Annotated in this window: 19 protein-coding genes; 9 read left to right on the forward strand and 10 right to left on the reverse strand. The window is 70.4% G+C overall.

Annotated features, from left to right (window positions below; all coding sequences use genetic code 11):
• Nucleotides 1-50 precede the first annotated feature (50 nt).
• On the forward strand, nucleotides 51-2003 hold the full coding sequence (locus ABS41_RS11170; RefSeq protein ID WP_290594487.1) for a cation:proton antiporter: 1953 nt from the start codon (nucleotides 51-53) through the stop codon (nucleotides 2001-2003).
• A gap of 6 nt (nucleotides 2004-2009) precedes the next feature.
• On the opposite strand, the gene prpC is transcribed toward ABS41_RS11170, so the two are convergent.
• Nucleotides 2010-3155 (reverse strand): 2-methylcitrate synthase, encoded by a 1146-nt coding sequence (gene prpC, locus ABS41_RS11175; protein ID WP_290594489.1) that lies wholly within the window; start codon nucleotides 3153-3155, stop codon nucleotides 2010-2012.
• A 101-nt stretch (nucleotides 3156-3256) separates the two neighbouring features.
• On the opposite strand from prpC, the gene ABS41_RS11180 reads away from it, so the two are divergent.
• Nucleotides 3257-4051, forward strand: a complete 795-nt coding sequence (locus tag ABS41_RS11180; RefSeq protein WP_290594490.1) for an ion transporter — start codon at nucleotides 3257-3259, stop codon at nucleotides 4049-4051.
• 20 nt (nucleotides 4052-4071) lie between these two features.
• Here ABS41_RS11180 and prpB read toward each other — a convergent pair whose 3' ends face one another.
• From prpB to ABS41_RS11195, 3 genes are read right to left on the reverse strand one after another with little or no spacing between them, the layout of a single operon-like run.
• Nucleotides 4072-4962 (reverse strand): methylisocitrate lyase, encoded by an 891-nt coding sequence (prpB, locus tag ABS41_RS11185; protein WP_290594491.1) that lies wholly within the window; start codon nucleotides 4960-4962, stop codon nucleotides 4072-4074.
• A gap of 49 nt (nucleotides 4963-5011) precedes the next feature.
• On the reverse strand, nucleotides 5012-5995 hold the full coding sequence (locus ABS41_RS11190; RefSeq protein WP_290594493.1) for a malate dehydrogenase: 984 nt from the start codon (nucleotides 5993-5995) through the stop codon (nucleotides 5012-5014).
• 10 nt (nucleotides 5996-6005) lie between these two features.
• Nucleotides 6006-7205: a pyridoxal phosphate-dependent aminotransferase gene (locus ABS41_RS11195; RefSeq protein WP_290594495.1), complete on the reverse strand. Its 1200-nt coding sequence runs from the start codon at nucleotides 7203-7205 to the stop codon at nucleotides 6006-6008.
• 130 nt (nucleotides 7206-7335) lie between these two features.
• Here ABS41_RS11195 and ABS41_RS11200 point away from each other — a divergent pair, with 130 nt between their 5' ends.
• The 3 genes from ABS41_RS11200 to ABS41_RS11210 are packed head-to-tail and all read left to right on the forward strand — an operon-like array spanning nucleotide 7336 to nucleotide 9838.
• A complete protein-coding gene (locus ABS41_RS11200; protein WP_290594497.1) occupies nucleotides 7336-8079 on the forward strand; it encodes a hypothetical protein in 744 nt (247 codons plus the stop codon).
• Complete coding sequence (locus tag ABS41_RS11205) at nucleotides 8076-9254, forward strand: M48 family metallopeptidase (protein ID WP_290594499.1); 1179 nt, start codon at nucleotides 8076-8078, stop codon at nucleotides 9252-9254. The genes ABS41_RS11200 and ABS41_RS11205 overlap by 4 nt, the downstream gene beginning before the upstream one ends.
• A complete protein-coding gene (locus tag ABS41_RS11210) occupies nucleotides 9251-9838 on the forward strand; it encodes a hypothetical protein (protein WP_290594501.1) in 588 nt (195 codons plus the stop codon). Before ABS41_RS11205 ends, ABS41_RS11210 begins: the two co-directional genes overlap by 4 nt.
• Nucleotides 9839-9872: 34 nt before the next feature.
• On the opposite strand, the gene ABS41_RS11215 is transcribed toward ABS41_RS11210, so the two are convergent.
• Complete coding sequence (locus ABS41_RS11215) at nucleotides 9873-10376, reverse strand: peptidylprolyl isomerase (RefSeq protein ID WP_290594503.1); 504 nt, start codon at nucleotides 10374-10376, stop codon at nucleotides 9873-9875.
• A gap of 85 nt (nucleotides 10377-10461) precedes the next feature.
• Between ABS41_RS11215 and typA the strand changes: the two genes are divergently transcribed.
• The 4 genes from typA to ABS41_RS11235 all read left to right on the forward strand — a co-directional run bounded on the left by typA (nucleotide 10462) and on the right by ABS41_RS11235 (nucleotide 16208).
• Nucleotides 10462-12306, forward strand: coding sequence for a translational GTPase TypA (gene typA, locus ABS41_RS11220; RefSeq protein ID WP_290594505.1), 1845 nt, complete (start codon nucleotides 10462-10464; stop codon nucleotides 12304-12306).
• Nucleotides 12307-12392: 86 nt separating this feature from the next.
• A complete protein-coding gene (locus tag ABS41_RS11225) occupies nucleotides 12393-13166 on the forward strand; it encodes a hypothetical protein (RefSeq protein ID WP_290594507.1) in 774 nt (257 codons plus the stop codon).
• Between the two features lie 8 nt (nucleotides 13167-13174).
• The gene (locus tag ABS41_RS11230) at nucleotides 13175-14560 is read left to right on the forward strand and encodes a S41 family peptidase (protein ID WP_290594509.1); all 1386 of its coding nucleotides are present in this window, start codon (nucleotides 13175-13177) and stop codon (nucleotides 14558-14560) included.
• 70 nt (nucleotides 14561-14630) lie between these two features.
• The gene (locus ABS41_RS11235) at nucleotides 14631-16208 is read left to right on the forward strand and encodes an amidase (protein ID WP_290594511.1); all 1578 of its coding nucleotides are present in this window, start codon (nucleotides 14631-14633) and stop codon (nucleotides 16206-16208) included.
• 25 nt (nucleotides 16209-16233) lie between these two features.
• Here the strand turns inward: ABS41_RS11235 and ABS41_RS11240 are convergent, their stop codons facing one another.
• The 5 genes from ABS41_RS11240 to rpsD form a co-directional block, all read right to left on the reverse strand.
• A complete protein-coding gene (locus ABS41_RS11240; protein WP_290594513.1) occupies nucleotides 16234-17631 on the reverse strand; it encodes a 3-deoxy-7-phosphoheptulonate synthase class II in 1398 nt (465 codons plus the stop codon).
• Between the two features lie 91 nt (nucleotides 17632-17722).
• The gene (locus ABS41_RS11245; protein ID WP_290594515.1) at nucleotides 17723-18232 is read right to left on the reverse strand and encodes a disulfide bond formation protein B; all 510 of its coding nucleotides are present in this window, start codon (nucleotides 18230-18232) and stop codon (nucleotides 17723-17725) included.
• A gap of 123 nt (nucleotides 18233-18355) precedes the next feature.
• Nucleotides 18356-18739, reverse strand: coding sequence for a 50S ribosomal protein L17 (rplQ, locus tag ABS41_RS11250; protein ID WP_290594517.1), 384 nt, complete (start codon nucleotides 18737-18739; stop codon nucleotides 18356-18358).
• A 29-nt stretch (nucleotides 18740-18768) separates the two neighbouring features.
• Complete coding sequence (gene rpoA, locus ABS41_RS11255; protein WP_290594519.1) at nucleotides 18769-19764, reverse strand: DNA-directed RNA polymerase subunit alpha; 996 nt, start codon at nucleotides 19762-19764, stop codon at nucleotides 18769-18771.
• A gap of 22 nt (nucleotides 19765-19786) precedes the next feature.
• Nucleotides 19787-20416 carry a 30S ribosomal protein S4 gene (gene rpsD / locus ABS41_RS11260; RefSeq protein ID WP_290594522.1) on the reverse strand — a complete coding sequence of 210 codons (630 nt, stop codon included), beginning with the start codon at nucleotides 20414-20416 and terminating at the stop codon, nucleotides 19787-19789.
• Between the last annotated feature and the right edge of the window lie 17 nt (nucleotides 20417-20433).

Consider the following 20433-nt stretch of genomic DNA (forward strand, 5'->3'; position numbering starts at 1 on the left):
TGCCTGCCCTAAACTGCCCGCTGGCATACGTGACGGTCAAGGGCGGACAGATGGATCAAGGTTTGGCGCAGGTGCTCTTGTTGCTCGGTGCGGCCATCGCCAGCTTCCTGGCCTGCCAGCGACTGCGCATCCCGACCAGCCTGGCCTACCTCGCGGTCGGCGTCGTGCTGGGGCCGGCCACCATGGGTCCCGTGGTCGACGGCACGATGATCCGGCTGTTCGCCGAGTTCGGCATCGTCTTCCTGCTTTTCACCATCGGCCTGAACTATTCGCTGCCGCAGCTCAATGCCCTGCGCGGCCGGGTGCTTTCGCTGGGCACCGCGCAGGTGGGCCTGACGACGCTGATCGTGGGCCTGCTGGCCTGGCTCGCCGGCGCCGACCCGGTGGCCGCGTTCGTGATCGGCGCGATCTTCGCGCAGTCGTCCACCACGATGATCAGCAAGCAGCTGTCCGACCAGGCCGAGGAAAACTCGCCGCACGGACGGCTGGGCACGGCGATGTCGGTGTTCCAGGACGTGACGGCCGTGCCCTTCATCGTCGTCATCCCGGTGCTGGGCACCGCGGTGGGCGCCGCCGCCATCGGCATGCTGATCGGCTCCGCGCTGGCCAAGGCGGCGATCGCGACGCTGCTGGTGTTCTTCGCCGGGCGCTGGCTGCTCAAGCCCCTGTTCCGCTCCGTGACGCGGCAGCGCTCGGCCGAGGCGTTCACCCTGACCGTGCTCTTCGTGTCGCTGGGCGCCGGCGCGGTGACCGACTCCCTGGGCCTGTCGCTGGCCTTCGGCGCCTTCCTGGCCGGCATGGTGCTCGGCGAGACCGAGTTCCGCCACCAGGTCGAGGCCACCATCCGGCCGTTCCGCGACGTGCTGCTGGGCCTGTTCTTCATCGGCATCGGGATGCTGTTCGATCCCGCGGCCCTGCCGGCGGTCTGGGCCTGGGCCCTGGCCGGCGCCTGCCTGCTGCTGGCGAGCAAGACCCTGCTGGTGGCGGCGCTGGTGCGGCGCGCGGGGCTGCCCATCGAATCGGCCTGGCGCACCGGCCTGATCGTGGCGGTGGGCGGTGAGTTCGGACTGGCGCTGCTGGCGCTGGGCCTGGCGGGCGGGGCGCTGGACGACTTCCAGGGGCAGGTTGCCTTCACCGCCGTGCTTTTCTCCTTCATCCTCGGCCCGGTGCTGATCCGCTTCAATGCGCCGATCGCCCGGGCCCTGACCCCCAAGCGGCTCGAAAGCGCCGCCGAGGCGCCGGTGGTCGGCGTGGCCGCGGACAGCCTGGACCAGCACGTCATCATCTGCGGCTATGGACGCATCGGCCAGAGCGTGGGCCACATCCTCGAGCAGGAAGGCATCGCCTGGGGCGCGATGGACCTGGACCTGGCCAAGGTGCGGCAGGCGCGCAAGGCCGGCGAGCCGGTGTTCTACGGCGATGCCTCCGATCCGGCGATGCTCGAGTCGATGGGCCTCGACCGCGCCCGCCTCGTCGTGATCAGCAACGACGACACCAAGGCCAGCCTGCGCGTGCTGGCCCACGTCAGGGCGCGCCACCCCCGCCTGCCCGTGATGGTGCGCACCCGCGACGACAGCCACCACCAGGCGCTGGCCGAGGCCGGCGCCAGCGAGGTGGTGCCGGAGACGCTGGAGGCCGGGCTGATGATCGCCACGCACGTCCTGGACCGCCTGCAGGTGCCGCCGGCGCGCATCCTCGAGCTGGTCGAGCGCCAGCGCGCCGCACACTACCCGCTGCTGCGCGCGCGCTTCGCCGGCGAAGTCGACGGCGCCGAGCACGCCGAGCAGCTTGAGCCGGTGTCGCTGGCGAGCGGTTGCCAGGCCTGCGGCAAGTCGCTGCGCGAGCTGGGCTTGGCCGATGGCACCGCGACCGCGATCGTGCGCGATGGCGAGCGCCTGCTCGACCCCTCCCCGGACACCGTGCTTGCCGACGGCGACACCGTGGTGCTGCGCGGCCCGGAGGACGTGGTCGCCCGGGCCAGCAGCCGCCTGCAGGGCCGCTGAGGGCCCTCAGCGCTTTTCGATCGGCACGAACTCGCGGTCCTCGGGACCGGTGTAGTTGGCGCTCGGGCGGATGATCTTGCCGTCGATGCGCTGCTCGATCACGTGCGCGCTCCAGCCGGAGGTGCGGGCGATGACGAACAGCGGGGTGAACAGCGGGGTCGGCACGCCCATCATGTGGTAGGCCGAGGCGCTGTACCAGTCGAGGTTGGGGAACATCTTCTTGAGGTCCATCATCAGCGTCTCGATGCGCTCGCTGACGTCGAACAGGACCTGGTTGCCGCCTTCCTTGCACAGCTTGCGGCTGATCTCCTTGATGATCGGGTTGCGCGGGTCGCCGATGGTGTACACCGGGTGGCCGAAGCCGATGACGATTTCCTTGCGCTCCACGCGGGCGCGGATGTCGGCCTCGGCCTCGTCGGCGCTGCCGTAGCGGGCGATGATGTCCATCGCCACTTCGTTGGCGCCGCCGTGCTTGGGGCCGCGCAGCGCGCCGATGGCGCCGGTGATGCAGCTGAACAGGTCGCTGCCGGTGCCGGCGATGACGCGCGCGGTGAAGGTGGAGGCGTTGAACTCGTGCTCGGCGTAGAGCACCAGCGACTGGTCGAGCGCGCGCGCATGCGACTCGCCCGGCGGCTGGCCGTGCAGCAGGTGCAGGAAGTGGCCGGCGATGGTGTCGTCGTCGGTCTCGACCTCGATGCGGCGGCCGTTGCGGGTGAAGTGCCACCAGTACAGCAGCATCGAGCCGAAGCTGGCCATCAGGCGGTCGGCGATGTCGCGGGCCTCGGCGACCGGGTGGCCCTCGCGCTCGGGCAGCACGGTGCCCAGCACCGAGCAGCCGGTGCGCAGCACGTCCATCGGGTGGGCATTGGCCGGCACCAGCTCCAGGGCCTCGGTGACGATGGCCGGCAGGCCGCGCAGGCGGCGCAGCTTGGCCTTGTAGGCCCGGAGCTGGCTGGCGGTGGGCAGGCTGCCGTGGACCAGCAGGTGGGCCACTTCCTCGAAGCCGGCCCGGGTGGCCAGGTCGTGGATGTCGTAGCCGCGGTAGTGCAGGTCGTTGCCGCTGCGGCCGACGGTGCACAGGGCGGTGTTGCCCGCGGCCGTGCCGGACAGGGCGACGGACTTCTTGGCCTTGGGAAGGACTTGCTCGGTCATGGGAGCCTCCGGGAAAAACCTGATTATAGAAGCTTGCCGCCGTCTAGAATCCCGCCTTCGACCCCAACCCGCCCTTCCACCCCATCCCGGCCCCGCCATCCATGACCGCCTTCCTCGCCCGCCTGCTCGCCCACCGCGCCACCGAACGCTTCATCCTGGCCCTGATCCTGGTCAATGCCGTCGTCCTGGGCCTGGAGACCGAACCCGCGGTCGTCGCCCGCTGGGGCGGCGTGCTCAAGGTCGTCGACACCTTCGCCCTGTCGGTGTTCGTGCTCGAGCTGCTGGCCAAGCTGGTCGTGCACCGGCTGCGCTTCTTCCGCGACCCCTGGAACGTGTTCGACTTCGTGGTGGTGGGCATCGCCCTGCTGCCCACCAGCGGCCCGCTGGCGGTGCTGCGCGCCCTGCGCGTGCTGCGCGTGCTGCGCCTGGTGACCGTGGTGCCCTCGCTGCGCCGCGTGGTCGGCGCCCTGCTGGGCGCCCTGCCCGGCATGGGCTCGATCGTGATGCTGCTGGGCCTGATCTTCTACGTCGGCGCGGTGATGGCCACCAAGCTCTACGGCGGCACCTTCCCGCAGTGGTTCGGCGACGTGCCGGCCTCGCTCTACACGCTCTTCCAGGTGATGACGCTCGAGTCGTGGTCGATGGGCATCGTGCGCCCGGTGATGGACGTGCACCCGCAGGCCTGGCTGTTCTTCGTGCCCTTCATCCTGGCCACCAGCTTCACCGCCCTGAACCTGTTCATCGGCGTGGTGGTGTCGGCGATGCAGTCGGAAATCGACGCCGAGCGCAAGAAGACCGTGGAGGACGCCGTCTCGCACGCCGAGGAGCCGCTGGTGGCCGAGGTCAAGGCGCTGCGCGAGCAGGTGGCCCTGCTCGCGGCGCGACTGGAGCGCTGAGGCCCCGGGGGCGGCTGGCCTCAGCCGCCCTTCTTCGCGAACAGGGCGTCGAGCTTGCCCTCGAAGGCGTGGTAGCCGATGCGGTCGTAGAGCTCCTCGCGGGTCTGCATCGTGTCGAGCACGGCCTTCTGGTGGCCATCGCGGCGGATGGCCTCGTACACGGCTTCGGCGGCCTTGTTCATCGCCCGGAACGCCGACAGCGGGTAGAGCTGGATGGCGACGCCCACCGAGGCGAGTTCCTCGCGGGTGAACAGCGGCGTCTTGCCGAACTCGGTGATGTTGGCCAGCACCGGCACCTTCACCGCCTCGACGAAGCGGCGGTAGGTGTCGAGGTCGTACGAGGCCTCGGCGAAGATGCCGTCGGCACCGGCCTCCACGCAGCGCACCGCGCGCTCGATGGCGGCGTCCACGCCGTGCACCTGGATGGCGTCGGTGCGGGCGATGAGGAAGAAGTCCGGATCGGTCTTCGCATCGGCCGCGGCCTTGACGCGGTCCACCATTTCCTCGGTGCCCACCACTTCCTTGCCCGGGCGGTGGCCGCAGCGCTTGGCGCCGACCTGGTCCTCGATGTGGCAGGCGGCCGCGCCGGCCTTGATCAGCGACTTGACCGTGCGCTCGATGTTGAAGGCGCTGGGGCCGAAGCCGGTATCGATGTCCACCAGCAGCGGCAGGTCGCAGACGTCGGTGATGCGGCGAGTGTCGATGAGCACGTCCTCCAGGCCGCTGATGCCCAGGTCCGGCAGGCCCAGCGAACCGGCGGCCACGCCGCCGCCGCTGAGGTAGATGGCGCGGTAACCGGCGCGTTTGGCCAGCAGGGCGTGGTTGGCGTTGATGGCGCCGATCACCTGCAGCGGCGATTCGGCGGCGAGGGCGGCGCGGAAACGCGCACCGGCGGAGTTCGGGTTCGACATGGGGCTACCTCATAAGCAGAAGGCGGCCCGGGGGCCGCCTTCGATTGGATCAGAGCAGGTGGGCGACGCCTGCGCGCTCTTCCTCGAGCTCGGCCAGGGTCTTGTCCATCATCGAGCGCGAGTACTCGTCGATTTCCAGGCCCTGCACGATCTCGTACTTGCCGTCCTTGCAGACGACCGGGAAGCCGTACATCACGTCCTTGGGGATGCCGTAGCTGCCGTCCGACGGAATGCCCATCGTGGCCCACTTGCCGTTCGTGCCCAGCACCCAGTCGCGGACGTGGTCGATGGCGGCATTGGCGGCCGAAGCGGCCGAGCTCAGGCCGCGGGCTTCGATGATGGCCGCGCCGCGCTTGCCGACCACCGGGATGAAGGTGGCGCGGTTCCACTCTTCGTCGCCGATCTTGTCCTTGAGCGAGGCGCCGCCGACGGTGGCGAAGCGGTAGTCGGGGTACATGGTCGGGCTGTGGTTGCCCCAGACGACCAGCTTCTCGATGTCGGCCACCGCCACGCCGGCCTTGGTGGCCAGCTGCGAAAGGGCGCGGTTGTGGTCCAGGCGCAGCATGGCGGTGAAGTTGCGCGGATCGAGGTCCGGCGCCGACTTCATGGCGATGTAGGCGTTGGTGTTGGCCGGGTTGCCCACCACCAGCACCTTCACGTTGCGCGAGGCGACGGCGTTGAGCGCCTTGCCCTGCACGGTGAAGATCTCGGCGTTCTTGAGCAGCAGGTCCTTGCGCTCCATGCCCGGGCCGCGCGGCATGGCGCCGACCAGCAGGGCCACGTCGGCGTCCTTGAAGGCCACCATCGGGTCATCGGTGCCGACCATGCCGGCCAGCAGCGGGAACGCGCAGTCCTCGAGCTCCATCATCACGCCGCGCAGGGCGGCCTGGGCCTTTTCCATCGGCAGCTCGAGCATCTGCAGGATGACCGGCTGGTCCTTGCCGAGCATCTCGCCCGAGGCGATGCGGAACAGCAGCGAATAACCGATCTGGCCAGCGGCACCGGTGACGGCGACGCGAACGGGGGTCTTCATGAAAGGCTCCTTACGAAAGTTCTGCGAAGAATTCCTGGATCCGCTGCAGGCCCTTGGGCAGCTGCTCGGTCGGGCAGGTGTAGCTGATGCGCAGCGCGTGCGGCTCGCCGAAGGCCGAGCCGGGCACGCAGGCCACGCCCTTGGCTTCGAGCAGCGCGGCGCAGAAGTCGACGTCGTTGGCGATCTTCACGCCATTGTGCGACTTGCCGAAGGCGCAGCTGACGTCCGGGAACACGTAGAACGCGCCCTGCGGCTTCGGGCAGACGACGCCCGGGATGGCGTTCATGGTGTCCACCACCAGGTCGCGCTTGGCCTGGAACTCGGCGCACTTGCCGTTGGGCACGTCCTGCGGGCCGGTGAGCGCGGCGATGGCCGCAGCCACCACCACTTCCGGCAGGTTGGTGATGTGGGTCGAGTTGAGCACCGTCAGCGCCTTGGCCACCACTTCCGGGCCGGCCATGAAGCCGACGCGCCAGCCGGGCATGCCGTAGGTCTTCGACAGCGAGTCGACGAACACCACGCGCTCGCGCAGCTCCGGGCGGGCCTGCACGAAGTTGTGGTAGCCCAGGCCGTCGAACACCATCGTGTTGTAGATGTCGTCGGTGATGACCCAGGTGTCGGGGTGCCTGGCGACGACGTCGGCCAGCGCCGCGATTTCCTCGCGGGTGTAGACCATGCCGGTGGGGTTGTTCGGGTTGTTGAACAGGAACACCTTGGGCTTGGTCGCCAGCGCGGCGTCGAGCTGGGCCGGGGTGAGCTTGTAGTCCTGGCTGGCCGGGCACGGCAACTCGAGGATCTTCGCGTTGAGCACCTCGGCGATGTCGGCGTAGGTGGTCCAGTACGGCGTGGCGTAGGCGATGGTGTCGCCTTCGTCCAGCAGGGCCTCGGCCAGGTTGTAGAGGATGTGCTTGGCGCCGATGCCGGTGGCGCAGTTCAGGCGCGTGTAGCCGCGCAGGCCCAGGCCCTCGAGGTGGTGCAGGAAGGCGTCGAGCAGCGCGTCGGAGCCGCGGTTCGAGCCGTACTGGCCGCTGTCGTTGTCCAGGGCCTGGCGGGCCGCCGCGTATACGTGCGGACCGGGCAGGAAGTTGGGGACGCCGATGGAGAAGCTGACGATGTCGCGGCCTTCGGCCTTGAGCTTCTTGGCCTTCTCGGCGACGGCCATAATGGCGCTGGGCTTGGCACGGCCCATGCGCTTGGCGAGCTGGGGCATCACGATCCTCGCGTGTCGTTGTGGCGGGATGGGAAACCCCAAAAGGATACCACGCCGCCCCCGCCCGAGGCCCCGGCCGGGGCTTGCCAGTGGCGCTGGATCAGGCATCCTGCGGCGAGGGAGGCCCGCCATGACCCAGCGCCGAAACACCCTCGCCCGCGGCTTCGCGGCCCTGCTCCTGTTCGCACTGGCCTGCGCGCCGGCCGGGGCCTACAACCAGGACCGCGTGGCGACCGACGAGGCCGGCAACCCGGTGCGCATCGCCGGCACGGTGGTGCTGGTCGAGCCCGACATCGAACTGAGCCTGGTCACCGCCGGCGGAATGCTCGAGCCGCGGCGGGAATGGTCCGATGCCGCCCGCCGGCTCTATCCGCAGGCCGTGGCGCGCCTGCTCGAGGCCAAGGGCACGGCCACCCGCCCCGCCCTGGACCTGCCCGACGACCTGCCGGCCGAATCACGCCTGGGCCAGCTGGTGCGCCTGAACGAGGCGGTGGCGATGAGCATCGCCGTCTACACCCGTCCCGGCAGCCACCTGGCCACCAAGGGCCGGCGCCTGGACTGGACCCTGGGCGACGGCGTGGCGGAACTGCGCGAGGCCACCGGCGCGGACTACGCCCTGTTCACCTATGTCCGCGACAGCTACACCAGCGAAGGCCGGGCCGCCCTGCGCGTGCTGGCCCTGCTCGCCGGCGCGGCCGTCGGCCAGGTGGTCGACATCGGCGGTGGCCAGCAGGTGGGCGTATCCACGCTCGTGGACCTGCGCAGCGGCCAGGTGGTGTGGTTCAACCTGATGGCCAACCAGACCGGCGACCTGCGCGACGCCGAGGGCGCCGAACGCACCGCCCGCCAGATGCTCACCGGGCTGCCGCTTTGAGGCCCGCGCGCGGACCCCGCTGGCTGCTGGTGCTGGCGCTCGCCGCCGGCCTGGCCGGCGCCACCAACCTGCCCGACGCCGCGCCCGGACAGCGACCGCCGCCGGGCAGCGACGAGGACGAGCTGTGGTACGCCATGGAGCGCAGCGAGCGCGAGCTGCAGCAGCACCCCGCGCTGGTGCGCGACCCGGCCCTGAACGCTTATGTGCGCGGCGTCGCCTGCAAGGTCGCGGCCGACTACTGCGACGACCTGCGCGTGTACATCGTCGAGCAGCCCTGGTTCAACGCCTCGATGGCGCCCAACGGCATGATGGTGGTCTGGACCGGCGCTCTGCTTCGCTTCCAGGACGAGTCGGAGCTGGCGCTGGTGCTGGGCCATGAATATGCGCACTTCCGCCACCGCCATTCCATCGAGCTTTGGCGCAAGACCAAGCGCGCCACCGCCTTCCTCAACTCCTTCGGCCTGCTGGCCTGGGGCGTGGGCGTAGGGCCGGCCGGGCAGCTGGCGGGCCTGGTCGGGGCGGCCTCGCTCTATGGTTATTCGCGCGAGGCCGAGCGCGAGGCCGACGTCACCGGTTTCGCCGCCGCGCTGTCCCAGGGCTACGACCCCACCGCCGGCGCGCGCCTGTGGCAGCGCATGAAGTCGGAGGAAGACGCACGCCGCTACGGCAAGCCGCTGCCGGTGTTCGCCACCCACCCGCGCACGGCCGAGCGCCTGGCCGACGTGCGCGCGGCCGGCGAAGCCGCGGTGGCGGCAGGTGCCAGCGGCGAACGGGGGCGCGAGGCCTATATCGAAGCCGTGCGCCCCTTCCTGGCCACCTGGCTCGAGCGCGAACTGGGCCGGCGCATGTACGACACCTCGGTGCAGGTGATCGCCGACCTGCGCCCGGGCGCGCCGGAGGACCTGCAGGGCCTGTACGCCTTCTGGCTCGGCGAAGCGCATCGCCGCCGCAACGACCCGGGCGACCGCGCCCAGGCGAACGAACTGTTCGCCGCCGCGCTCGACCTGCCCGGCGCGCCGCCGGCGGCCTGGCGCGAGCACGGCCTGGCCCTGCGCGACCAGGGCGACCGCGACGGCGCCCGCGCCGCGCTCACGCGTTACCTCGAGCTCGCGCCCGAGGCCGACGATGCCGCCTTCGTGCGCCAATACATCGACCAACTGGAGGCCCGGCCGTGAGCCCTGCCCTGTTTCGCGCCGCCCTGCTGGCGGCCCTGATCGTGCTGCTGGCGGCCTGCGCCGGCACCGGCGGCCGGCTGCAGTCCGCCGGCGCCGCCACCGTGTTCGACATGGCCCTCGATACCGACCTCGACTGGGCGCGGGTCAAGTCGCGCCGCCAGGAACTGTGGACCATCGACGGCGCGCCGCTCAACCAGCTGAGCATCTTCTCGAAGGTGCGGCCGGGCGAGCATGTGTTCCTGGGTGCGCGCGAGCGCCGGGCCCGGCCCGACGGCCCCTGGTTCCGCGCCGGCATGCGCCCGGACGAGGTGCGCGACGTGATGCTCGACGCGCTGCGCGGCGCCGGCTGGTCGCAGGTGGAATCGGAAAAACTGCGCCCGGCCAGCTTCGGCGGCGTGCCGGGCCTGCGCTTCGAGCTGTCGATGGCCAATGGCCGCGGCCTGCGCTACCGCGGCATGGCGGCGGCGGCCGAGCGCGAAGGCCACCTGACCGTGCTGGTGTGGGTGGCCCCGGAGGAGCACTACTACGAACGCGACGCCGCGGCGGTGGACCGGATGTTCTCGAGCCTGCGCTTCGTGCGCTGAGGGCGGGCGGGGCCGGGGCCCCGCCCGGCCCGGTTCAGGCGTCGAGCGCCTTGTTCCACTCGGCGATGCGGTCGGCCTGGGCCGTGAGCAGGGCCGAGGCGTCGCCCTCGATCTTCAGGCTCTCGATCTTGTCGCCGCCGCGCACGGCGTCGACCACGGCCTGGTCGCCGGCGCCCAGCACCTCGCCGAACACGGTGTGCTTGCCGTCGAGCCAGGGGGTGGCCACGTGGGTGATGAAGAACTGGCTGCCATTGGTGCCCGGGCCGGCGTTGGCCATCGAGAGCACGCCCGGCTTGTCGTGGCGCAGGTCGGCCCGGCACTCGTCCTCGAAGCGGTAGCCCGGGCCGCCGGTGCCGGTGCCGCGCGGGCAGCCACCCTGGATCATGAAATCGGGGATGACGCGGTGGAAGGCCAGGCCGTCGTAGAAGCCGCGCTGGGCCAGGTTGACGAAGCTGGCGACCGTGACCGGGCACTTGTCGGCGAACAGGCGGACGCGGATCGGGCCGCGGGAGGTGGTGAAGACGGCGGTCAGGGACATGGGGTGGCTCCGGATTGCGGGGACTTTCCATGGTACACTGTCAGACTAATTTTCCTACGAGAAAGCGCCCCCGGCGCCCCTTTGCATGTCCATCGAAAAGCTCCGCAACATCGCCATCGTCGCCCACGTCGACCACGGCAAGACCACTCTGGTGGACCAGCTGCTCAAGCAGTCCGGCACGTTCAGCGAGCGCGCCGTCGTCGCCGAGCGCGTGATGGACAGCAACGACCTCGAGAAAGAGCGCGGCATCACCATCCTCTCCAAGAACACGGCCATCCGCTGGAAGTCGCCGGACGGCGAGGAATACCGCATCAACATCGTCGACACCCCGGGCCACGCCGACTTCGGCGGCGAGGTCGAGCGCGTGCTGTCGATGGTCGATTCGGTGCTGATCCTGGTCGACGCCATGGACGGCCCGATGCCGCAGACCCGCTTCGTCACCCAGAAGGCCTTCGCGATGGGCTTCAAGCCGATCGTGGTGATCAACAAGGTCGACCGCCCGGGCGCCCGCCCGGACTGGGTGCTCAACCAGACCTTCGACCTGTTCGACCGCCTGGGCGCCACCGATGAGCAGCTCGACTTCACCGTGGTCTATGCCTCGGGCCTCAACGGCTACGCCGGCATGGACGAGTCGGTGCGCTCGGGCGACATGACCCCGCTGTTCCAGACCATCGTCGACAAGGTCCCGCCGCCGCCGGTCGACCTCGACGGTCCGTTCCAGATGCGCATCACCTCGCTCGACTACAACAACTACGTCGGCATCATCGGCGTGGGTCGCGTGCAGCGCGGCAAGATCCGCACCAACATGCCGGTGACCGTGGTCGACCGCGAGGGCAAGACCCGCAACGGCAAGGTGCTGCAGGTGCTGGGCTTCATGGGCCTGGAGCGCCACGAGGTGAAGGAAGCGCAGGCCGGCGACATCATCGCCATCTCCGGCGTCGAGGGCCTGGGCATCTCCGACACAATCTGCGACGTGTCGACCCCCGAGCAGCTGCCGGTGCTCACCGTCGACGAGCCGACCATCTCGATGACCTTCCAGGTCAACGACTCGCCCTTCGCCGGCAACAAGGAGCGCAGCGGCGGCAAGTTCCTCACCTCGCGCCAGCTGCGCGACCGCCTGGTGCGCGAGACCCAGCACAACGTGGCGCTCAAGGTCGAAGACACCTCCGACGCCGACAAGTTCAAGGTCAGCGGCCGCGGCGAGCTGCACCTGTCGATCCTGATCGAGACCATGCGCCGCGAGGGCTACGAGCTGGCCGTGTCGCGCCCGGAGGTGATCATCAAGGACATCGACGGCGTGAAGTCCGAGCCGATCGAGTCGCTGGTGGTCGACCTCGAGGAGCAGTACCAGGGCGGCGTGATGCAGCGCCTGGGCGAGCGCAAGGCGCTGCTGCAGAACATGGAGCCCGACGGCAAGGGCCGGGTGCGCATGGAGTTCATGATCCCGGCCCGCGGCCTGATCGGCTTCCAGACCGAGTTCCGCACCCTCACCGCCGGCACCGGCCTGCTCTTCCACGTCTTCGACCACTACGCGCCGAAGGCCGAGGGCGAGATCGGCCAGCGCCAGAACGGCGTGCTCATCTCCAACGGCCAGGGCCCGTCCCCGGCCTACGCGCAGATTGCGATGCAGGAGCGCGGCCGCCTGTTCATCGAGCCGGGCGAGGAGATCTACGAAGGCCAGGTCGTGGGCATCCACTCCAAGGACAACGACCTCACCGTCAACGCCCTTCGCGGCAAGCAGCTGACCAACTTCCGCGCCTCGGGCACCGACAAGGACGAGGGCCTCATCCCGGCCATCAAGTTCTCGCTCGAGCAGGCGCTGGAGTTCATCGACGACGACGAGCTGGTGGAAGTCACCCCGGTGGCGATCCGCCTGCGCAAGAAGCTGCGCACCGAAAGCGACCGCAAGCGCGCCTCGCGCGCGGGCTGAGCCGCGGGGCCACGGCCCCGCCGCCCCGGGCGGCCACGCGCCGCCCGGCGCTTGTTATGCTGCGACCGGACCCTCCGGAGAATCGCATGCGCCCCACCCGCCTGATGCTCGCCCTCGCCCTCGCCCTCGCCCTCGCCGCCCTGCCGGCCTTCGCCGGCGCCGAGACCCTGCCCGATCCGCGCCAGCTCATCGACCGCCACCTGGAAGCCAGCGGCGGCGCCGACGCCATCCGCAACAGTGGCGACGGCAGCGCGAAGATGTCCATCGTCGTCGCCGAAAACGGCATGCGCGGCGACATGCAGCTGTACTCGCGCGGCCGCGACATGGTGGTGAACATGACCATGGCCGGCATGGAGATCCGCAGCGGCATGGTGGGCGACATCGCCTGGTCGATCGACCCGATGCTCGGCCCGCGCCTGCTCGAGGGCAAGGAGCTTGAAGACCAGCGCCGCAACGTCGACCCCGACGTGCTCACTTTCGCCGACGAATCGATCGAGTCGATGAAGACCGTGGCCCTGGCCGACTCCGAGGGCCGCCCCTGCTACCGGGTGGAAATCCTCTGGAAAAGCGGCGACGAAACCGCGAGCTGCTTCGGCACCGACGAGGGCCTGGCGCTCTACAGCGAATCGACCTCGGTCTCGCCGATGGGCGAAATGCGCCAGACCATCCACCTCTACGACTACAAGACCCTGGGCAAGGTCCGCGTGGCCAGCCGCATGCGCTCGAGCGCCATGGGCATGACCCAGGTGATGACCATCGAGGACTACCAGGAAGGCACGCCGCCGGACGAAGTGTTCGCGCTGCCGCCGGCGATCCAGTCCCTGCTCGACGCGGGCGCGGGCGCCCAGTCCGCCGAGTGAGGCCGGTGGTGGAGTCACCGTACCGACGGGCCGGCGGCTGGCTTGCCGGCGTGGCGCTGTGCCTGGCGCTGCTGGCGCCGTCGGCCCGGGCCGACGGCTCCGCGCGCGGCGAACCACCGCACGCGGAGGAGACCTTCGAGTTCGTCTGGCAGAAGCTGCGCAGCAGCCGCTTCGACGAGGGCCGCGACAGCATCGACTGGGCCGCGCTCGAGGCCACTCACCGCCCGGCCATCACCGGCGCCGGCGACCTGGCCGCGCTGCGCCGCGAAATCAACCGCCTGCTGCAGGCGGTCGGCGTTTCGCACCTGGCGCTGATCCCGTCCGAGGCCGTGCCCGGGCCGAAGCGCAAGTCGCGCCCGCGTGCGCCCGAAGGCCAGGCCGACGTGCGCGCCGACGTGGGGCTGCAGGTGTCGCTGCTCGAAGGCGGCGTGCGCGTGGCGCGCGTGCTGCCCGGTTCGGCCGCGGCGGAGGCCGGCATCGGCACCGGCTGGACGGTCGGGGCCATCGACGATTGGCGCATGGACGAGGTGCTCGCCAGCCTCGGCGCCCTGCCCGAAGGGCGCGGCCGGCAGCTGGCCCGCCTGCAGTTCGAACTGCATGCCAATGGCCGGCTCGAGGGCCTGGTGGTGGGCGAGACCGTCGCGCTGAAACTGCGCGACGGCCGGGGGCGCGAACGCGAGGCCACGCTGGCCGCGCGTCCCAGCGATGGCACGCCGCTGCGGCTGGTGCCGGGCATGCCCGAGGAAACCGCGCGCTACAGCGCCGCGCGCGTCCCGCTCGATGGCGGCGGCTGCGCGCTGCAGGTGGCCTTCAACGTCTGGGCGCAGCCGGCCTACCAGCAGCTCGTGGCCAGCCTGCGCGAGCACGCGCGGTGCGACCGGCTGGTGCTCGACCTGCGCGGCAATCCGGGCGGGCAGATCTGGACCATCACCGCCATCGCCGGGCTGCTCTACGACAAGCCCACCCAGCTGGGCACGATGAGTACCGACAGCGGCCGCCTCAACCTCGCCGTGCTGCCGCGCCGCGTGGCGGACGACGGCAGCCCGCTGCGCACGCTGCACGGTCCGGTGGCGGTGCTGATCGACCACGGTTCGGCGAGCAGCTCGGAGATCTTCGCCGGCGGCCTGCAGGCCACGGGCCGCGCCCGCGTGTTCGGCGACACCAGCGCCGGCATGGCGCTGCCGGCGATCACGGCCCGGCTGCCGTCCGGCGACTGGCTCTACTACCCCACCGCCGACATGACCGACCCCGGGGGCCGGCGCATCGAAGGCGCGGGGGTACAGCCCGACCAGGCGGCGCGCGCCAGCGTGGCCGACCTGCTGGCAGGACGCGACCTGGCACTCGAAGCCGCCCTCGCCTGGCTGTCCGAACCAGCCTCGGACACGGCGCCCTGAGCCCGGCACGGCGACGCCGCGCGCACGCGCGCTTTGGCTAGACTCGGCGGGTCCCGTTCCGGAGCCCGCCATGCGTCCTGCCCTCGCCCTGCCCCTCCTGCTGCTGCTCGCGGCCTGCGCGCGCGAACAGGCCGATGCCCCGCCGCCGGCGCAGGAGGCGGGCGAATCGCTCGACGTGGTCGAGCTCGACGTCGCCGGCGCCGCGCAGCTGATGGCCGAAGGCCGCATAAGCAGCGAAACCCTGACCCAGGCCTATCTCGCGCGCATCGCCGAAATCGACGATGCCGGCCCCACGCTCAACGCCGTGATCGAAATCGCGCCCGATGCGCTCGATCAGGCGCGGCGCCTCGACGAGGAGCGCGCCGCCGGCAAGCTGCGCGGCCCGCTGCACGGCATCCCGGTGCTGGTGAAGGACAACATCGACGCCGCCGGCATGGTCAACTCCGCCGGCTCGCTGGCGCTGGCTTCGCACCGCCCGGCCGACGACGCCTTCGTCGTGCAGCGCCTGCGCGAGGCCGGCGCGGTGGTCATCGGCAAGACCAACCTCAGCGAGTGGGCCAACTTCCGCTCCAACCGCTCGAGCTCGGGCTGGAGTTCGCGCGGTGGCCAGACCCGCAACCCCTACGTGCTCGACCGCAATCCCTGCGGCTCGAGCTCGGGCACCGGCGCGGCCATCGCCGCCAGCCTGGCCACCGTGGGCGTGGGCACCGAAACCGATGGCTCCATCCTCTGCCCCTCGGCGGTGAACGGCCTGGTGGGCCTCAAGCCCACCGTCGGCCTGGTCAGCCGCGACGGCATCATCCCGATCTCCATCAGCCAGGACACCGCCGGGCCGATGGCGCGCACCGTCGCCGACGCCGCCGCGCTGCTGCAGGTGCTGGCCGCGCCCGACGCCACCGATCCGGCGAGCTTCGACGCCGGCACCGTCGATTACCTGGCGGGGCTGGAGGATGCCTCGCTGGCCGGCAAGCGCATCGGCGTGCTGCGCCAGGCGATGGGCCGCCACCCGGACCTCGACGCGGCCACCGAGCGCGCGCTCGAGGCCCTGCGCGCCGGCGGCGCGGAGCTGGTGGACGTGGAGGTGCCCACCTGGGGCCAGTGGGGCGGCGCCGAGTTCGAGGTCCTGCTGTACGAATTCAAGGACGGGCTGAACGCTTACCTCCGCGAAGGCAATGCGCCCGTGGCCTCGCTCGAGGCGCTGATTGCCTGGAACCGCGAGCACGCCGGCGAGGTGATGCCGATCTTCGGCCAGGAGCTGCTCGAGCAGGCCCAGGCCAAGGGCGGCGTGGACGAGCCGGCCTACCTCGAGGCGCGCGGGCGCGCGCGCCGCCTGGCGCTGGACGAAGGCCTGCTGGCGGTGCTCGACGGCCAGTCGCTCGATGCCCTGGTGGCGCCCACCACCGGGCCGGCCTGGCCGACCGACCACGTGCTGGGCGACCGCTTCCTCAGCGCCGGCTACGGCATCGCCGCCGTGGCGGGCACGCCCAGCCTGACCGTGCCGATGGGCGAGCTGCGCGGCCTGCCGCTGGGCCTGGCCTTCCTGGGCCGGCCGCGTTCGGAGGCCGAGCTGCTGGCCCTGGGCCATGCCTTCGAACAGGCCACGCGCGCCCGCAAGCCGCCGGCGTTCTCGCCGACGCTGGTGCCCTGATCCGGCGCCGGCGCCGGCACCCGGCTCAGTCGCGGGCGGGCGTGACGCCGAGGCTGCTGCGCTTGCGCACGATCAGCATGGCGATCTCGAGCGACTGCTCGTAGTTCAGGCGCGGGTCCACGGTGGAGCGGTAGGCGCGCGCCAGGTCGGTGTCGGTGAGCTCGCGGGCGCCGCCGGTGCACTCGGTGACGTTCTCGCCGGTGAGCTCGAGGTGCACGCCGCCCAGGCGCGTGCCGGCGGCCGCGTGCAGGTCGAAGGCCGCCTCGAGCTCGCCGCGGATGTTGTCGAAGCGACGGGTCTTGAAGCCGTTGCTGGCGCTCTCGGTGTTGCCGTGCATCGGGTCGCAGATCCACAGCACGCGGCGGCCTTCGCGGCGCACCGCCTCGAGCAGCGGCGGCAGCTTCTCCGCCACCTGCGCGGCGCCCATGCGGTGGATCAGGGCCAGGCGGCCGGGCTCGTCGTCGGGGTTGAGCACGTCCACCAGCTTCATCAGCTGCTCGGGCGTGACCGAAGGGCCGATCTTCACCGCCACCGGGTTGCGCAGGCCGCGGAAGTACTCCACGTGCGCGCCGTCGAGCGCGGCGGTGCGCATGCCGATCCACGGGAAGTGGGTGGAGAGGTTGAACCAGCCCCACTGGCGCGGCACCTGCCGCGTCAGCGCCTGCTCATAGGGCAGCAGCAGGGCTTCGTGCGAGGTGTAGAAGTCGGCGCGGTTGAGGTTGTGCAGCGCCTCGCCGGAAATGGTTTCCATGAAGCGCACAGCGTCGCCCACGGCGGCCACCATGCGCTGGTATTCGGCCGACAGCGGCGAGTGGCCGACCCAGCCCAGGTCCCAGTACTCGGGGTGGTGCAGGTCGGCGAAACCGCCGTCGACGAGGGCGCGCACGAAGTTCATCGTCATCGCCGAGCGCGCGTGGCCCTTGACCATGCGGCGCGGGTCGGGCGTGCGCGCGACGGGGTCGAACTCGGGGCGATTGATGAAGTCGCCGCGGTAGCTGGGCAGCGAGACGCCGTCCTTCTCCTCCATGTCGGCCGAGCGCGGCTTGGCGTACTGGCCGGCGAAGCGGCCCACGCGCACCACCGGCAGGCGCAGGCCGTGCACGAGCACCAGGCTCATCTGCAGCAGCACCTTCAGGCGATTGGACACCAGGGCCGACTCGCAGTCGGCGAAGGACTCGGCGCAGTCGCCGCCCTGCAGCAGGAAGCGCTTGCCTTCCTGGGCCTCGGCCAGCTGCTTCTTGAGCGAGAGGATCTCCCAGGACGTGACCAGCGGCGGCAGCCGGCTTAGCTCGGCCTCGACCTCGGCCAGGGCCGCGGCGTCGGGATAGACGGGCTGCTGCGTGGCCGGCCGCGCCCGCCAGCTCGCCGGCGTCCAGTCGCCGGGAACGGATACGGTTTGCAGGTTGCGGTCGGTCGCGCTCATTGGGGGTGTCACCCGTGCTTGGTTGGGAAATGCACGGTGATGATGCCACAGGGGTCGCGAGGCCCCCGTGCAGGCGACGCGACGAACCGTATCAGCGGTGGCGCCAACCGGCCCAGAGGGCGGCCACGCCCAGGCCGACGAACCAGGCCAGGGTCCAGGCCGGCATCGACAGGCCGAGGAAGGTCCAGTCCACCTTGGCGCACTCGCCGGAACCGGCGAGCACGCTCGAGAGCGCCTTGAACGGGCCCTGGGCCTCGATCATGTATTCCAGGCCCATCGAGGTGCACAGCGGCACGTCGCTGGGCGGCAGCGACTGCAGCCAGACGTGGCGGCCGGCGACGCCTGCGCCCGCGGCCGCAGGCAGCAGCACGCCCACGCCGTAAAGGCGGCGGCCCCAGCGGCCTTTCGGCGAATGCAGCGCGCCGAGCAGGAACACCAAACCCATGCCGGCGAAGGCCAGCCGCTGCAGGATGCACAGCGGGCAGGGCTGCATGAGCATGCCGAACTGCACGTACAGCGCGTAGACGAGCAGCGCCACGCACAGCGCGAAACCGGTGAAGTACTGGGCCCGGAAGCCCCAGGCGAAGGGATTGGCGTTCATGCGGATGCTGGGCCTTGCGAAGTCGACAGACTAACCGACCGCGGGCCGGGCGCGAAGTTCTCCGGCCGGAAAACAAGACCCCGGCCGGGGCCGGGGTCCTGGGGTCTTGCCTTCGAGCGCGGCTTACTCGGCCGCTTCGGTGGCGCCCTGCGGGCGATCGACGAGTTCGACGTAGGCCATCGGGGCGTTGTCGCCCGGACGGAAGCCGCACTTGAGGATGCGCAGGTAGCCGCCGGGACGGGCCTGGTAACGCGGGCCCAGCTCGACGAACAGCTTGCCCACCGCTTCCTTGTCACGCAGGCGCGACATGGCGAGGCGGCGGTTGGCGACGCCGTCGGTCTTGCCGATGGTGATCAGCGGCTCGGCGACGCGGCGAAGTTCCTTCGCCTTGGGCAGGGTGGTACGGATCAGCTCGTGCTTGATCAGGGACGCAGCCATGTTGCTGAACATCGCTTCGCGATGGGCGCTGGTGCGGCTGAACTTGCGGCCGGATTTCTGGTGGCGCATGGTCGTGTTTCCTTAAGTGAATTCCGGGCTCAGCCCAGCATGCCCTGCTGCAGGCCGGCCGGCGGCCAGTTCTCCAGCTTCATGCCGAGGGAAAGGCCGCGCTGGGCGAGGACTTCCTTGATCTCGGTGAGCGACTTCTTGCCCAGGTTCGGGGTCTTGAGCAGCTCGACCTCGGTACGCTGGATCAGGTCGCCGATGTAGTAGATGTTCTCGGCCTTGAGGCAGTTGGCCGAACGCACGGTCAGCTCGAGGTCGTCGATCGGGCGCAGCAGCACCGGATCCACGCCCGTGGCCGAGACCTTGGCCGGGCCACGCTCGCGCTGGGTGAAGTCGCCGAACACCGAGAGCTGGTCGGTCAGGATGTCGGCGGCCGTGCGGATCGCGTCCTCGGCATCGATCGTGCCGTTGGTCTCGATCTCAAGGACCAGCTTGTCCAGGTCGGTGCGCTGCTCGACGCGGGCGGCCTCGACGGCGTAGGCGACGCGGCGCACCGGCGAGAACGTGGCGTCCAGGACCAGGCGGCCGATCGCACGGGACTCTTCGTCCGGGCGGCGGCGATCGGCGGCCGGCTGGTAGCCGAAACCGCGCTCGATCTTCAGGCGCATGTTCAGCGCCGTGTCCTTGGTCAGGGTGCAGATCACGTGGTCGGGATTGATGATCTCGACGTTGTGGTCGGTCTTGATGTCGCCGGCCGTCACGACGCCCGGGCCCTTCTTCTGCAGGCTCAGCGTGGTGTGGTCCACGTTGTGCATGCGGATGGCGACGTCCTTGAGGTTGAGCAGGACTTCAAGCACGTCCTCCTGCAGGCCCTCGACGGTGGTGTACTCGTGCAGAACGCCGTCGATCTCGACTTCGGTGATCGCGAAGCCGGGGATCGAGGAAAGCAGCACGCGACGCAGGGCATTGCCCAGCGTGTGGCCGTAGCCGCGCTCCAGCGGTTCGATGACCACCTTGGCGCGGTTGGAACCGAGGCGTTCGATGTGCGGGCCGCGCGGGCGCAGCACCTGGGTGGCGGTAACCGTCATGGTCAAGGTGTCTCCTAAAGGATTACTTCGAGTACAGCTCGACGATCAGCGCTTCATTGATGTCCGAGGGCAGGTCGGCGCGGTCGGGCACGGCCTTGAAGACGCCGGCGAACTTCTTCGCGTCGACTTCGCACCAGCTCGGCACCAGGTCCATCTGCTGCGACAGGTTCACCGCTTCCTGGACATTGAGGTGCTTCTGCGCGCGCTCGGTCAGGGCAATGCTGTCGCCGGCCTTGACCTGGTAGGACGGCAGGTTCACGGCCTTGCCGTTCACCAGGACGCCCTTGTGCGAAACCAGCTGGCGGGCCTGCGGACGGGTGACCGCGAAGCCCATGCGGTAGACGACGTTGTCGAGGCGCTGCTCGAGCATCTGCAGCAGGGTCTCGCCGGTGTTGCCCTTCCGGTTCGAAGCCTTCTTGTAATAGTTGCGGAACTGACGCTCCAGCAGGCCGTAGATACGCTTGACCTTCTGCTTTTCGCGCAGCTGGTTGGCGTAGTCGGACAGCTTGCCGCGCTTGGCGACGGCGCCGTGCTGGCCAGGCTTCTGCTCCAGCTTGCACTTGGAGTCGATCGCGCGGGCCGGCGACTTGAGGGAAAGATCGGCGCCTTCGCGGCGGGCGAGCTTACAGGTGGGACCAATGTAACGAGCCATGTGTGTAGTCTCCTGTT

This window comes from Arenimonas sp. SCN 70-307 (genome assembly GCF_001724815.1).
Lineage (GTDB): Bacteria > Pseudomonadota > Gammaproteobacteria > Xanthomonadales > Xanthomonadaceae > Arenimonas.

What these genes read in the sequence shown, in the direction of transcription:
- ABS41_RS11195 (WP_290594495.1), bottom strand. Translation starts at nt 7,205, where the DNA reads ATGCCCCAGCTCGCCAAGCGCATGGGCCGTGCCAAGCCCAGCGCCATT.
- ABS41_RS11180 (WP_290594490.1), top strand. Translation starts at nt 3,257, where the DNA reads ATGACCGCCTTCCTCGCCCGCCTGCTCGCCCACCGCGCCACCGAACGC.
- ABS41_RS11240 (WP_290594513.1), bottom strand. Translation starts at nt 17,631, where the DNA reads ATGAGCGCGACCGACCGCAACCTGCAAACCGTATCCGTTCCCGGCGAC.
- typA (WP_290594505.1), top strand. Translation starts at nt 10,462, where the DNA reads ATGTCCATCGAAAAGCTCCGCAACATCGCCATCGTCGCCCACGTCGAC.
- ABS41_RS11245 (WP_290594515.1), bottom strand. Translation starts at nt 18,232, where the DNA reads ATGAACGCCAATCCCTTCGCCTGGGGCTTCCGGGCCCAGTACTTCACC.
- rpsD (WP_290594522.1), bottom strand. Translation starts at nt 20,416, where the DNA reads ATGGCTCGTTACATTGGTCCCACCTGTAAGCTCGCCCGCCGCGAAGGC.
- rpoA (WP_290594519.1), bottom strand. Translation starts at nt 19,764, where the DNA reads ATGACGGTTACCGCCACCCAGGTGCTGCGCCCGCGCGGCCCGCACATC.
- ABS41_RS11200 (WP_290594497.1), top strand. Translation starts at nt 7,336, where the DNA reads ATGACCCAGCGCCGAAACACCCTCGCCCGCGGCTTCGCGGCCCTGCTC.
- prpC (WP_290594489.1), bottom strand. Translation starts at nt 3,155, where the DNA reads ATGACCGAGCAAGTCCTTCCCAAGGCCAAGAAGTCCGTCGCCCTGTCC.
- ABS41_RS11235 (WP_290594511.1), top strand. Translation starts at nt 14,631, where the DNA reads ATGCGTCCTGCCCTCGCCCTGCCCCTCCTGCTGCTGCTCGCGGCCTGC.
- prpB (WP_290594491.1), bottom strand. Translation starts at nt 4,962, where the DNA reads ATGTCGAACCCGAACTCCGCCGGTGCGCGTTTCCGCGCCGCCCTCGCC.
- ABS41_RS11170 (WP_290594487.1), top strand. Translation starts at nt 51, where the DNA reads ATGGATCAAGGTTTGGCGCAGGTGCTCTTGTTGCTCGGTGCGGCCATC.
- ABS41_RS11215 (WP_290594503.1), bottom strand. Translation starts at nt 10,376, where the DNA reads ATGTCCCTGACCGCCGTCTTCACCACCTCCCGCGGCCCGATCCGCGTC.
- ABS41_RS11225 (WP_290594507.1), top strand. Translation starts at nt 12,393, where the DNA reads ATGCGCCCCACCCGCCTGATGCTCGCCCTCGCCCTCGCCCTCGCCCTC.
- rplQ (WP_290594517.1), bottom strand. Translation starts at nt 18,739, where the DNA reads ATGCGCCACCAGAAATCCGGCCGCAAGTTCAGCCGCACCAGCGCCCAT.
- ABS41_RS11190 (WP_290594493.1), bottom strand. Translation starts at nt 5,995, where the DNA reads ATGAAGACCCCCGTTCGCGTCGCCGTCACCGGTGCCGCTGGCCAGATC.